The organism is Shewanella sp. VB17 (genome assembly GCF_013248905.1).
Lineage (GTDB): Bacteria > Pseudomonadota > Gammaproteobacteria > Enterobacterales > Shewanellaceae > Shewanella.
The window spans coordinates 2,637,967-2,652,385 of the sequence record NZ_JABRVS010000001.1; the positions used below are offsets into that span (position 1 = coordinate 2,637,967).

12 protein-coding genes and 1 pseudogene are annotated in these 14,419 nt (G+C 41.0%); all 13 read left to right on the forward strand.

Annotated elements, in window-relative coordinates; genetic code table 11:
- The first annotated feature begins 8 nt into the window (after positions 1-8).
- Complete coding sequence (locus HQQ94_RS11305; protein WP_254304045.1) at positions 9-551, forward strand: helix-turn-helix domain-containing protein; 543 nt, start codon at positions 9-11, stop codon at positions 549-551.
- A gap of 127 nt (positions 552-678) precedes the next feature.
- Entirely contained in the window at positions 679-1,377 is a 699-nt protein-coding gene (locus HQQ94_RS11310) for a hypothetical protein (RefSeq protein WP_173294521.1), read from the forward strand.
- Positions 1,378-2,019: 642 nt separating this feature from the next.
- Positions 2,020-4,707, forward strand: a complete 2,688-nt coding sequence (locus HQQ94_RS11315; protein ID WP_173294522.1) for a hypothetical protein — start codon at positions 2,020-2,022, stop codon at positions 4,705-4,707.
- A 29-nt stretch (positions 4,708-4,736) separates the two neighbouring features.
- Entirely contained in the window at positions 4,737-8,918 is a 4,182-nt protein-coding gene (locus tag HQQ94_RS11320) for a DUF637 domain-containing protein (protein WP_173294523.1), read from the forward strand.
- Between the two features lie 44 nt (positions 8,919-8,962).
- A complete protein-coding gene (locus HQQ94_RS11325) occupies positions 8,963-9,865 on the forward strand; it encodes an Imm49 family immunity protein (protein WP_173294524.1) in 903 nt (300 codons plus the stop codon).
- 309 nt (positions 9,866-10,174) lie between these two features.
- Positions 10,175-10,531, forward strand: coding sequence for a hypothetical protein (locus HQQ94_RS11330; RefSeq protein WP_173294525.1), 357 nt, complete (start codon positions 10,175-10,177; stop codon positions 10,529-10,531).
- Positions 10,532-10,770: 239 nt separating this feature from the next.
- Positions 10,771-11,112, forward strand: a complete 342-nt coding sequence (locus HQQ94_RS11335; RefSeq protein ID WP_173294526.1) for a DUF5992 family protein — start codon at positions 10,771-10,773, stop codon at positions 11,110-11,112.
- An 81-nt stretch (positions 11,113-11,193) separates the two neighbouring features.
- The gene (locus HQQ94_RS11340; RefSeq protein ID WP_173294527.1) at positions 11,194-11,511 is read left to right on the forward strand and encodes a hypothetical protein; all 318 of its coding nucleotides are present in this window, start codon (positions 11,194-11,196) and stop codon (positions 11,509-11,511) included.
- Positions 11,512-11,766: 255 nt separating this feature from the next.
- The gene (locus HQQ94_RS11345; RefSeq protein ID WP_173294528.1) at positions 11,767-11,904 is read left to right on the forward strand and encodes a hypothetical protein; all 138 of its coding nucleotides are present in this window, start codon (positions 11,767-11,769) and stop codon (positions 11,902-11,904) included.
- A complete protein-coding gene (locus tag HQQ94_RS11350; protein WP_173294529.1) occupies positions 11,904-12,434 on the forward strand; it encodes a hypothetical protein in 531 nt (176 codons plus the stop codon). Before HQQ94_RS11345 ends, HQQ94_RS11350 begins: the two co-directional genes overlap by 1 nt.
- A gap of 36 nt (positions 12,435-12,470) precedes the next feature.
- Positions 12,471-12,794: pseudogene (locus HQQ94_RS11355) on the forward strand (transposase); the annotation flags it as partial.
- 232 nt (positions 12,795-13,026) lie between these two features.
- Positions 13,027-13,242 (forward strand): hypothetical protein, encoded by a 216-nt coding sequence (locus HQQ94_RS11360; protein WP_173294530.1) that lies wholly within the window; start codon positions 13,027-13,029, stop codon positions 13,240-13,242.
- Positions 13,243-13,286: 44 nt separating this feature from the next.
- The gene (locus HQQ94_RS11365) at positions 13,287-14,183 is read left to right on the forward strand and encodes an Imm49 family immunity protein (RefSeq protein ID WP_173294531.1); all 897 of its coding nucleotides are present in this window, start codon (positions 13,287-13,289) and stop codon (positions 14,181-14,183) included.
- Positions 14,184-14,419: the final 236 nt, after the last annotated feature.

Below are 14,419 nucleotides of genomic sequence, written 5' to 3' on the forward strand. Positions count from 1 at the left end.
ACAAGGGGATGATGATTAATACTCATATTAACGACACCTTAGGGACACGGCTAAAAGAGGCCCGCAGTGTCAAAGGCTGGAGTTTAGACAAAACCAGTCTATACACTGGGGTGTCTAAAGCCATGTTAGGCCAAATAGAACGGGGAGAGTCCAGTCCAACGGTGGTCAAATTGTGGAGTATCGCCAATGGTTTTACTCTCCCTCTGTCATACTTTATTGACGATCTTGGCCAGACAGACAGGCCAAGTGTATTAAGTAATGCAGAGCAAGATATTCAAGTGTCCATTCTCTGTCCCTATGATGATGTGACCCAATTGGAAGTGTTTCAAATTATCTTATTTCCTCAGCGAGCGCACATTTCACCGCCGCATAACCAAGGAGTCATTGAACATATTTTGGCCATTGATGGCAGCATGGAATATTACTTAAATCAAGCGTGGCACACGGTCGAGCAGGGGACGGCGGTAAAGTTTTGTGCCGCTCAGACCCATGGCTACCGTAACATGAGCGACAAATCGGTGATGATACACAATATTATTCGTTATACTTGAAACAGTATTGTCGACAAAAGTCGCTAGTAATGTCAATAAAAAGTGACTATTAGGATTTAAATGTTTAAATGTTTAAATTGTCGACAATGTATGTTTAAATTCTCCTCCTAAACTAGAGGAGTTATCGATGAATAGTTATCATGTATTTGGCACGATCAATACGTTTTTTACTGTGATTAGTGTGTACGGTGTTTATTCGCAGCTAAACACCATTTGGCGCAGAAAGATCAACATTGATATCGCAGAAACACCAACGGCACTGCTATCAATAAATCAATTTACTGTCAGTTATTTAGCCTATTTTTCTTTTTTTATATACGGTTATTCGATAGAACCCTTTAATCATTATATGGTATGGCCTCGATTAATCGCGACCTTAATCGTCGGCACTATTTTGTATGAAATATGGCGAGATAGAAAAGACAGGCGTTCGTGGTGTGTCTTTTTGTGTTCGATAATCTGTCTACTGCTGGGAATGGCAGGATTGTTTTGGGGACATACCTTTGTTGATGAGGGCCGTCAAGTGTCGACAATCATCATAGTGGTTATTTCATTGCTAATAGCGCAGGGCTACTTTCATCAAATTCGCCTTATTGTGAGATCGGGTAGCACAGGGGCTGTTGATTTGAAAATGAGCCAATTTATCTTCATGATGGATATATCGACGATTTTATTTGCATTGAGCATGGGAATGTCAATCGGCTGGCCATTGATGCTGCTCGCCATCACCAGTGCAACCACCAAAATAGTGATCATGTATTTGTTTCATTGGGTTAACACTAGTGACATTGCTCAACACCGAAGGGAATATTATCTAAGATCCTAGCCGTGAGTGCTAGGATCTTAATTGATTCCCTATCGCTTCCTATTCCTGTCCAACATGATTAATTTTAATAGGGCTTATGGCGCGTGGTTTGTCGTTGTTGCGAGTTTCCCATGGGCGCGTTTTACTACACACAAAATAGTTCGTCACTTTCAATGTAATCCCCACATCCCTCTTGAATCGATATTTATGCTGTAAATTGGTTTTTATTTAGCCAATATATCTTAAATTTAATAAATATAGCGTTTTTATTAGCTGAAACTAATAACCATTCAAATTTTGTTAATAAATTGTCGTAAATATTATGAGTTACTTATTTTAGTATTGCCTTGTTTTTTGTGTTTCTTAAGTTGTATTTGTTTTTCATGTGTGGATAATGCTCTTCGAAATTCACATCTTAACGACATAAGTATTATTTCTTGTGCTTATGTCGTTCTATATGTCGCAAGTACGTGACTAATTCGATAAAACTGATTGTTCTTTTAAGGCGATAACTTTATCTTTTTGTAAATTTAAATCAACAAAATCAATAAATAATACTGAGGTTTGTAAATGTTCAGATGGATATGTTGTAAAAGGAATGTGAGGCTTTTTTGGCTTTTGCTATTAACGTCTTGGTACAATATTAGCGCACATGCAGCCGATGTGAATCTGGTGACGGCGAATAAAAGCATTAAAATCATTGCCGCGTCATCTGCTGACGGCGCACAATTAGTCCCTGCAAAGCCAGTAAGAGGGATATCTTATAATGTATTTTCAAGATTCGACTTAGCCAACACAAATCTCAGAATATACAATGGTGGCCAAGGCGCGACGAATAATGGATCCGCAAGTTTGATTGTTATTCAAGCCACCAACATCAAGCTTTCTGCCAATATTGAAATAATCGGCCGGCCAGCCGATATATTATTCATCACCAATTCAACTCGCACTAATAGTATTAATTGCCAGCAGTGCAGTTTTAGCAATGTGGGCCGTGCCACGTTTGCCGCCGCCACTACCAAGTCGGTATCTTCGATACTCGCTTCAGGCACCGTGAACAATCTGGTGACGAACAGTACGGGGAGTGTCACCGTCAATGGCCTTAGTGCGCCGGGCCTGCAATCGTTAGAGTTAATGGCGAATACCGTGCAAACAGCGGGCACCATAGACATTAATCTTAGGGCCGATATCCACCCACAAGGTGGCCATATTATTCACCCCCAAGGCAGTAAAATTGTCGGCTCTGGTGGCATTAGCTTGTATGCAGGTCTAATGACCATAGGGTATGAAAAGCTAAAAGTCTCAGCGGCAACGGTAGTCAACCAAGCATTTGTTGTCGGTGGCAAATTGCGCGCGGCCAGCATTGCAGTGGTCAGCCCTAAGCACATTACCTTAGCCACATCGGCCAATCTCAGTACCTTGTCAGATATTATCGCCACCAGTACTCATAATAATGATTTTTATGCCCCTATTGAGGGAATATACATTCAAGGGGTGGGTAAACACACCAGCAGTGCCCAACATAACGTCACTCTTAGTGGTAAGTTATTTTCTGACAATAGAGTGTCGATAAAATCATTAAATAAGGTCAACTTACATTCAGCTATCGTCACTAAAGACTTGTCTGTCATTGCAGCAACCATGGTGAGGAACAAGGGCAGTGTGCAGGCGCAACAGGTTGAAATTGCGGCCAATACCTTTATTAATAATGGCCAGATTGCCGCGACAGATGTGGCGGTCGAAACCCAGCAGAGTATTTACAATAGCTTTGGCGGCAATATTAAATCAAATACCTTGATATTAAAGTCAAATAATGGCGCTGTCGTTAATGGCTCACGCAGCCATTATGAAAACTATGCCAATGTGCCAACCATACTGCCTATTAGTATCGATATGACCGCGAAAAAATACGGTATCTTTTATGATATTAATGAAAAAAGAGGCACTTTCCAAAAAAATGTGTCAGCGCACATTGTTGCCAATGATCTAACAATCGTAGCCGATGTGATAGAAAATATTAACCCCTATTTTATCGATAAACTCCCATCAGCGAATTGGGATGCAGGCATTAGTATTAACAATGCTCAGGCAAAACAAGTGAGTATTGAAGCTGAATATGCTTTAGATTTAAAGGGCTATAAATATATTGTAAACGCCTCTGCCATTATAGGCTTACATGAGAATGGTCAAGCCAACATCAATACCCCAACATTCAGTAATGAACGTTATAAAATACAGTTTGAAACCTATGTTTATCGCCGTGTTGATTACAGTCATGATAAGAATAAAACCAATAAACGCTACAACTCGGGTACGACTTCAAAAATTTTAGCCTATTCACCGCCAGGGCGTTTGTTTTCATTTGGTCGCTTTATACACAGTTATGGGTTGAATAAAAACCAAGCAGCCAGCACTCGTGCCGTTAATAAAGAAGTGCAATCAATTAATGAAATGTCTTATTTCGAAGTGTTTAATGATAGTCACTTTTATAAAGGTAAGGTCTCAAGCATAGGGCTAGAGCTTACCAAAGAATATACCTCAGTTGATATTAATGCGCTCAGGGGGTGCTTAACCTATCGTCATTGTGAGCGAGAGGATATTACCACTTCCATTGAAGCTGAAACCTTATTTGCGGTGACGGGCAACATTTATGGGGTTAAAAAAGGGTTAGAAAGCAACACAGATCTGGATATTGTTGGCATTGGTCCCATGAGTAATGATGCCAGAAGAGTGGTTAATAAAATTGTTGATGAATACATTGCGACTCATACCACAGAATTGAACGGTTATGCTTGGGGAAATAAACCAGACGTGAATGTTTTTTCTTGGCTAGAGAATGTTGATTGTCTGTATAGGGCTACTTGTTCTTTTGAGGTTCTTTCCTCAGAAATCGTCGGTGATCTTGTTCAAGGTCAGATAGCCATAAAAAAAATAACATATTTACCCCCCTACGGAAATTATACCGCTTCAATTAGTGAGGTTCAGCAATTTAAAACTTATCAATTTAAAGTCAATTTCCAACAAATTTTAGATGCCGAAATGGTAGACAGAGACGTTGATGGAACATCATATACCCACAGGCAATTGACCACAGCGGTAGAAAATTTTGTCTTACAAGCGGAGCGGGTAGTATTTCCATCAGGACTTAACACATCATATAAATATAGAAGCACAAAAAATGATTTAACTAGTGTTAAATATTTTGTTGATGGTGCCAAGCTAGTTATTAATTATATGCAGATAGATGACTATGCAAGAAAAAGATCGTTTGGGAGAAAATCAAAGCATAAAAAGACAACAAATAATGTCACCGCGTCGATGCCACTTAGCCAAGTTCCTGATTATTTATAATAAAGAAGCAGTAAGGATACGTATTTTCAATGAAACAGATAATAAAACAAGATAAAGTGTATATCCCGCCGTTATGGCAGCGCTTTACTTCGTATTTACTTAGCTTAGTATTATTAGCACAAATTATGCTGCCAACCACAGTGCAAGCCTATGTGTTAATATCAAATGGCCAACTAGAATCAGAAGCTAATAACGCCTTACAATTTGAGCGTATTGATAATAGCGAGCAGCAATTTAAAAAAGCTTATTATGTCGATGTAGCCGCAGCCGAAAAAGCCCAAAATGTATTAAGCTTTCATCAAACCTTGCTGGCAAATAATAAATCCAGTTTACCCAAACCTGTGATGATCCCCATTATTAATGGCGATATTACCATTATTTTTCCTTACTACCCTGTAGAGAAACGTATCGGTGATGCCTTTGTGCAGTCACGCTTGATACGCTCACAAATATTTAATCAATTACAGCGTACGGTTTTGCCACGTTATCATGATTCAGAAGTGAATCAGATTAATGATTTATACAATCGAGCCTACGATTTTGCGCTGTCTTCTGGTGTGAAATACGGTGACATGGTCACCCGTGCACAGGTGCAGACATTTGCTCGAGATTTTATTTGGCCAGAGCTGCGCACCATTAACGGCGAACCTGTGCTGGTACCTGTGGTGCATTTAACCGATAAAACCATCGCAGAAGACAGTGTTAATGGTCATCAAGTTTTCTTCTCGGGGGGGGCGGTACAGTTTAAGAACATTCATGTCGGCTCGGGCACTTTATTCACCCGCCGCAATACCTATTTGCAAACAGCGGGCAATTTCACGGTTGCCGAAGGCGCCAGTGTGGTGGCCAGTGGCGACCTAAACTTACTGGTGGGCGGCACGTTGCAAAACTTGTCCGGCCATTTATCGGCGCAAGATAATGTCAATATTATCGCCAATCAATATCTGCAAAAAACCTTGGTACACCGTTATGCCACTCGTTATGAGCAAGGTACTCGCCTAGGTGAAATCGCCAGTGTTAATGCCACCAATGGTGATATATCCATTCGCAGTCATCACGATATCGTGGTGCAAGGGGGCAGGCTTTCAGGTAACAACATTATCTTCAATGCTCGCGGTAATATACAGCTCATCAGCCAGGATACTACCTATGTGCGCAATCAAAGGGTAGGAGGCTTTGATGAAAATGAATCCATTATTACCCATACCGCCTCTAAATTGAGCGCCCAAGATAACATTTATCTGATGGCCTCCGGTGCCATCGAGCTTAATGCAGCCACCTTGTCTGCCGATAAAGGGGCGATACAGATATTAGCTGGTCAAGGGGTGTATATTGGTAATGCGTTTAATCAATTCCAGTCCTCACGCTCCGGCACTGTGGGCAAAGTCACCACTCAAGAACGTGAATTTCAAACCATTGCTATTCGCTCGGCATTAGATGCAGGTAAAAATGTATTAATCGCCACTAAAATGGGGGACGTTATTTTAAAGGCCACGGCAATCACTTCTGCTGCGGGCACGGACATTTATGCCGATAATGGCAAAGTCAACTTACTGCTCGCTAAAGAGCAAGATCATTATTACCTTAACAGAGTGACCAAAGGCTTTTGGCGCATAAAAACCGAAACCATTGATGATCAAGAAGAGTTTGCGGTCTATAACGAGGTGGTGGGTGGTGTCAACATTCATGCCACCAGAGGGCTGAGTGTCGAGCTGGGGCAAAAAGATGATCAATCCCTTGATGAAATATTATCAGGCTTTGAAGAGTCGCCCTCATTAGCTTGGATGGCAGACGTTTATGCTGATAATGAGTTTAACGGTCAAGTCGATATTATTTACCAAGAACTCGTTAATATTCATAAGCATGACAAAACTAGCACCCTGAGCCCTGCCGCCATGGCCATTATTGCCATAGCTATGGCTGTTGCCATGGGGCCAGCTGGATTTGGTGCCATAGGCGGCACGGTTGGAACAACAACCGTTACAGCAGGTGTCACTACCACGGTAGCAGGCACAGGCATCACAGGTTTAGTCGGCTCTGTGACGATGGGGGCAGTCTTAGAGGCTGGTGCGTTAACATTGGCAACGCAAACCGTGTCTAGTCTAGCTAATGGTGATAATTTAGGTGAATCATTAAAAGCACTCACCTCAAAAGACTCATTAAAATCACTCGCCACTTCAATGGCCACTGCTGGTGCATTAGATTACTTACAAATTAATCAATTTGAATTTTTTGACAGCTCAATGATGCCAGAAGACTTGGCGAGCTTAAGTAATCAAGTGGTACAAATAGCGGCCCAAAGTACGGTCTCTACGGGGATTTCAACCTTAGTCAATGGGGGTAACTCTAAAGAGTTTCTCGCATCACTGCAAACATCCATGATGACCTCAGCGGTGAACCGCATAGGGGCTAAAATTGCCAATAAAATTGGTAGTTTAGCCAGTGAACATCAGTTCAATGAGGCGATGCGTTATGTCTCTCATGCGGCGCTAGGTTGTTCTTTAGGCTTAGTGACCGATAAGATCCAAAGCAGTGACATTTCCAGTGCTGGCGCGTGTACCAGCGCGGCGACAGGCGCGGTTGTTGGCGAATTAACCGCCACCATTTACACTGAGCAAATGCTGTCAGAGCAACAAAATGAATTGCTCGATGCCATGAAAGAGTTAGGGCTTGCCTATGATTTTGACATCAGTAAAGCAAACTCCACACAGGCCTCTGAATTACAAGCCGTGTTTGACCGCGTTAAATACGCCCCCACGGAAAACGACCTCGCGCAGATAAGGGTCATTACCCGCAGCTCAGTCGATATGGCTCGATTAAGCGCTGGATTATTGGCTTTCGCCAGTGGTTTAGATGTCAACATGGCCGCCGATGCCGGTGGTAATGCCGCAGAAAATAACAATGCGGTTGTAATAATACAGGCGTTTATAACAGCCGCGGCTTTCTATACCAGCCTATATAAAGTCGGTGAGCTGGCAAAAACCCTTGATAATGCCATGAAGCAATATAAACAACTGTCAGAGGAGGAGAAAAAAGATGCCTTAGTTGAAGCCATCATTGGCATTGCTAAAGATGCCGCTATAGATGTCGCTCTTATCCTAGGGGTAAACAAAATCTCTAAAGCCTCTAAAGTATTACCTATCGAGGAATTGCAAGAAAAACTCTATCTCATGGTTAAATCCCATCCTAAGGGAGCGCGAATATTAGCCGAGTTAGGTGATGACTTTGATGATAATTTACTGTCTCATGTATCAGGCAAAAATAAGCTGCTTGTTCAAGCCAGATTGAATGCTAAAGGTGAAGCATTAGCTAAATATTATCAATACAAGAAAATAAACCCTAATACGGTGATCACTGAAACAGACATTGCAGCGCAGCTTGCAAACGGCAAAATGATCACCGCCAATGGCCGTTTTGCTAAGCTTGACGGTAAGCGCAGGAATCCACCTAATATCCCTGATGATGTGGACTATAGAATAAACCTCAAGGGCAGTAAAACAATATCGGGTAATGCCAAACTTGATGCCAGCTTTTTACAGTCTAAAGTCACCGATCCGATTAAGGGAGATAAGATCACCGTGGCGCAATTGGAGCAAAGGCGCAAAGATCTCATCAATGAAAAGAAAACACTGACTGAGTTGTATCAGACGCCGGGCTTGAAAAAAAATGATGCCATCGACATCAGGCTCAATGAAATGACGGCTAAGATGAGAAAATACAGCGAAACCGCAGGTCTAGCGCGTGCTGAGCACTATTTAACTCAAAAATATGTTAAAGTTGAGCCGTTAACCTTTAACTACTTAGATAAGCGGACAAGCCATCAATATGACGGCATTTATCAAGTTACCGACGGCTCTGGTAAAACCAGCTTGATAAAACTCGAATCTAAAGGCGGCGTAGCGCCCAGTTCCAATTATAAGACTGCCCAAGTCAGTGTGAGTCGTGACAATGTGGTGCTTAGCGCCCAACAAGGCAGCAAAGCTTATGATGACAATATTTGGCGCTTTATGCAGGACAAACACAAGCAATATATAGGCCGAGATGATTACAAAAACGGCACTATGGATAAAGTGCAGCGGGATAAGGTAGACTCTTTGGGTGATACCCTTGGGAAAATTGATGAGGTTGATGCGGTCAAGTATATCGGCATAGAGCAAAAGTTTGACCCGCTAGGCAATTTATCCACCGCTGCCGTCAAGTTTTTTGATTAATAGCCATTGTGAATAATCAATGATGAATAGAGATGAGTGTAAACATGAGCATGAATAAAATTGATCTAACCATCCCGATCCCGTTTCATTTGGCGAGCACCAAGGGCATCGATTTTGTTTATAAAAATGAGCTGGCAAGACTCAATAAGATATTAACGATCAATTATACCAAACAGTTTACTCCATTAAAGTCGATTGCTGAGCGCTGCTGGTTTTTGGCCATTGAAGCCAATCACGGCGCCCAGCTACCGGCGCAGGGCTTACGTTTGCTGCAAGCGTTTCAGTATTACGCGCTGAAATCGGTGGAGTATCGTTTGTTAGCCGACAATGAGCAAATAGAGGTGGTATTGCCCCAAGGGGGGATCCGTTTTGGCTATCGTGACAGCGATTATCGAGCAATCGATTGCGCCGATTACTCCGTTTATTTGTGGATCTCTTTACTGTGCGAACAAGATGATGACCTAGACTATTTAGTCGAAGTGCAAGATCACGCCAATGTAAAGTGGAGAACGCCCGCACAATACCTATATTTTGAGATCATCGCCGGTTTTTTAAAGCTAAAAAATGTTGATGTACAGGCCAAAATTCAAGAATTTGTCGATGAGACAACGGAAGATAAGATCTGTGCTGGATTAAATGAGTTTATGACTTACATCGCCTTGCCGACCATAGATGTGATGTTAAAAATATTTGGCGGCGCCGACGAGCAGTTGTACCGTGAGACCATGTACAATGCGGCGCAATCCCATGCTGAGTTTTGGCCACAAGAACAGCTTGCCGGTAAAGATGACGGCCCACTGTCGCTGCCACTCACCGCACTGGCGCGCGTAGCCTATAAACACTTTGGCTACACCTTGGGCTTTGAATGTGACTATATTCCCGAATATTTTTACCAAGCTGAGCTACAAGCATTTGATGTCAGTTTCTTAAATGCCAGTGATGAATAGCATTGATGTTAAATATCAGTAAATAAGGATCCCTTAACAAAGAGAAAAGAGAAAGCAGCAAATACAATCATGGCGCCTAGCGTCATGATTAGCTCTGTTCGCGTTAAGTGTTAAGTGTCAAAGGGAAGTCGTTAAATATAGGGAGCTTGATGAGAGAGTAATAAGACGTAAATAACAGGAAAAAAATAACAGCATGAATTGCGACAGCTACCACTATTGGTAGGTAGCATGTATACGGCTTACTGGTTTTCTAGTAGCAATTTTTTAGATGTCCTTGTTTGGAATAAAATAAATAAAAAGGCAAAAACAATGTTAAAAATAATATCAAAATCGATGTTAAACCTCGCGGTTGGAACCGCAGCTTTACTGCTCACAGGCTCAGCTTATGCGGCATGCATGAGTATTGGCTGCACAGGTGTCTATGTCGAGAGGCTTTATACTTACGTGTCAGGTCAGATTTTGATTGGTACCTCTGGTGATGAAACCTTAATGTCTTGTGAAGCGGCTGAAGGTAAGTACGCCACTTTAAACCACAGTGAGCCAGCGGCTGATATCATTTATTCAACCTTATTGGCAGCGCAAATGGCTAATAAAAGGGTGTACATTCGCACTGATGAGAAGTCTAAGGGGTGTAAAATTGTGTATGTCACGTTGGACAAACAGTAATACTCACCGATTAACGGTGCCACCTATAATAAATTGATGCTAAATATCAGTAAATAAGAGTCTCTTAATAAAAAGCAAACATAATTATGGTGCCTAGCGTCATGATTGGCTCTGTTCGTGTTAAGTGTCAAAGGGAAAGTGAGTCACTGTGACATGGATAGTTATTATATTGTCAATTGAATAATCATTCTCTTAATTGATTTACGGAATTTTGTGAACAAAAAAAGGGGGTATAAAAAATGAAAAAAACACTAACTGTGATCGTCGGGATACTTTTTTCGGGCAGTGTGCTAGCTGCGCTGTCTGATGGTGGGAAAGTCCTTGAGTTATCCTCGGTGTCTACAGTTGTCGGATCTGCTAATACCACTAAAGATACGTCTTTTAGGGTTAAGATTTCCGGTTCTGGACAGTGTGCTGGAAAATATATTAAATTTCAGACAAATGTGAATTCAGCAGAATCATTAAATAGAAGCTTTTCAATGTTAACAGCTGCTTACTTTGCTGATCAGCGAGTCTCTATTCAAGGGGCTTATGCTAACAGTAGTTGTGATTTAGGTAGTCAGGTTAGGTTGATAAAATAGCGTCATGATTGGGCTTTGTTTGTGCTGGCTCTCAAAGGTCTGTAATGGCTTGCTTTACCATGAATGTAACTAAGGAATATTATGCAAACTAGCATTAAAGCGGTGTTATTATTAGCAGTTTTTATAGCAACTAACGCCTCAGCTGCTCAAAATTATACCAATGTGACAATTAAAGACGTTATCGTCAACATGAATACTGGGATTCATTTTCGTATTAATGAAAAGATGATCAATTCTGAAAATTGTGGTTCTTCCAAATGGTTTAAAATAGAGTCAGGCTCAACGTATGAAAAATCAGCGTTAAGTCTGCTATTAGCATATGAAGCTCAAAATAAACCAGTGATCATAAATGTTAACGGTTGCACCGGAGGATACCCTAAGTTGGATTCTATTTATTGATTATGGAATCGTGTCTATTTTATTAATCGATGGTGCAGCTACTGGTGTATGGCAAGAATTTGAACAAACAAATTATGTGCTTGATCCTATATGTGATAAATAATTAAAGCTAACTAGAGAATATCCAAGCTATTATTGTGCAGCAACCCTAATTTAAATGAATTAAAAGACAGTTAAATTAGGGCTTGATAGTGATTTAATGGCTGGGTTGCCTATGGTTGATGTTGTTTTTTAAAATTTAATCGAGTCGTAATAATGGGTGGCACTAGATGGTCGCTAGATGGTCGTGATAAGAGCGGAGAAATGATTCAGACTGGGCGTTGGGAGATTGTGTTTGGTGCCGGAAAAATGGGGGATGCGTTGCCAGTAATTAAGCATGCGCTATATAAATAATGTTAAAAATTAAAGACGAAATGAATTGTGTAGCATTATCAATTGAATTTGATGAATATATTCCATTTACTGCTGAATTTGAATGCGACTCGTTATCACCTCCTCTTTATTGGAGAGTTGGTGATGGTAGTTTATCATTAATGGAAATTGGGCTGAACAAGAACTCAGGTGTAGTACAAAGTGTGACTTTGACAAGTATAAGAACAGAGAATATTCGTAAAGTTAGTTACGCCTATGTTGTTAGTGTGTCAGAGAGTGTAGGGCTACCTATATTTGATTTGTCTAACTGGGTAAAAGACAGCTATTCTGATGAGTTTGCTAATAACTTTATTGATGAGTTTAATGTAGAGCTTGATCTCATTCTTGGCCAAAACTTTATCTCAGTTTCAATTGTTGATGGAAAAAAACCTGTTCGTTTTATTAATAACAACAATGTTATATTTGGTATTGATGCTGAAGACTTCCTTTCTAATGTTGATATTATCAATGTATCAGAAGAAAATATTAAAATAATAGAGTCTGCTATTTAAGTAAAGGAAGATTAACGGTGCCACCCATAATAAATTGCTTTACTGCCATTTGTAGGGACCGAACGAAAAGATATGCCCAAAGGCCTAATGTTTAATGCCAAGGATTATCTGCAATTGGTTGATGATACAGGTAGGGTTATTCGAGATGATAAACGTGGCGTAATAAGTCAGTCTTCGATGCAACTACTTGAAAGGTTAAATATTCCTCAAGAAAACTGGATAAAACTCACGAGTGATTTTAGTCGTCTATTTAAAGGACCTGTGGGAACGCTAGAAGAACTTGATGTGTATTGCTAACATTTAGAGCGTAAGCGAAGGCAAGGTGCAGCTAATTGTCGACGATGGTTGGATAGTGCTTAGTAAAAGCGTTTAGCCACATAACCATAATGTATAAACCCAAACCGAACATTTTTTCGGCATGTTTGTTGCCTGCTTAAAGGTAAAATAGTCGATATTTTTGTAATGAGTGACGGATTGACACATCAAGCTGCTTTTGTGGTCTGTGTGTAGCAGTAATGTAAGCTGATTATTTGGCCAAGCCAAACTCAGCCACGTTCAACCTATAAAATGGCATAATAATGGGTGGCACTAGATGCTGTGCTTTATGCAGGACAAACATAAACAATATACAGGTCGAGATGATTACATTAATGGTACCATGCCCAAGGCGCAACGGGACAAGGTAGACTCCTTAGGTGATACCCTTGGGAAAATTGAGGAAGTTGATGCGGTTAAGTACATCGGCATAGAGCAAAAGTTTGACCAACAAGGTAATTTATCCACCGCTGCCGTCAAGTTTTTTGATTAATAGCCATTGTGAATAATCAATGATGAATAAAGATGAGTATAAACATGAATAAAATTGATTTAACTGCCCCCATTGCGTTTCATTTAGCGCACACCAAGGGTGTCGATTTTGTCTATAAAAATGAGCTGGCAAGACTCAATAAGATATTAACGATCAATTATGCTAAACAGTTTACTACATTAAAATCGATTGCTGAGCGTTGTTGGAGTTTAGCCATTAAAGCCAATAATGGCGCCCAGCTACCGGCGCAGGGCTTACGTTTGCTGCAAGCGTTTCAGTATTATGCGCTGAAGTCGGTGGAGTATCGTTTGTTAGCTGACAACGAGCAAATAGAGGTGGTATTGCCCCAAGGGGGGATCCGTTTTGGTTATCGTGACAGCGATTATCGAGCAATCGATTGCGCCGATTACTCCAGTTACTTGTGGATCTCTTTGCTGTGCGAACAAGATGATGATCTAGATTATTTAGTCGAAGTGCAAGACCACCCCAATGTAAAGTGGAAAACGCCCGCACAATACCTATATTTTGAGATCATCGCCGGTTTTTTAAAGCTAAAAGATCTTGATGTGCAAGCCAAAATCCAAGAATTTGTCGATGAGACCACCCCAGATAAGATCAGTGCGGGATTAAATGAGTTTATGACTTACATCGCCTTGCCGACCATAGATGTGATGTTAAAAATATTTGGCGGCGCCGACGAGCAGTTGTACCGTGAGACCATGTACAATGCGGCGCAATCCCATGCTGAGTTTTGGCCACAAGAACAGCTTGCCGGTAAAGATGACGGCCCACTGTCGCTGCCACTCACCGCACTGGCGCGCGTAGCCTATAAACACCGTGGCTACACCTTGGGCTTTGAATGTGACTATATTCCCGAATATTTTTACCAAGCAGAGCTACAAGCATTTGATGTCAGTTTCTTAAATGCCAGTGATGAATAGCATTGATGTTAAATATCAGTAAATAAGGATCCCTTAACAAAGAGAAAAGAGAAAGCAGCAAACATAATCATGGCGCCTAGCGTCATGATTAGCTCTGTTCGTGTTAAGTGTCAAAGGGAAGTCGTTAAATATAAGGAGCTTGATGAGAGAGTCATAAGACGTAAATAACAGGAAAAAAATAACAGCAATGAGCTGCGACACCTACCACTATTGGTAGGTAGCATTTATACCGCTTA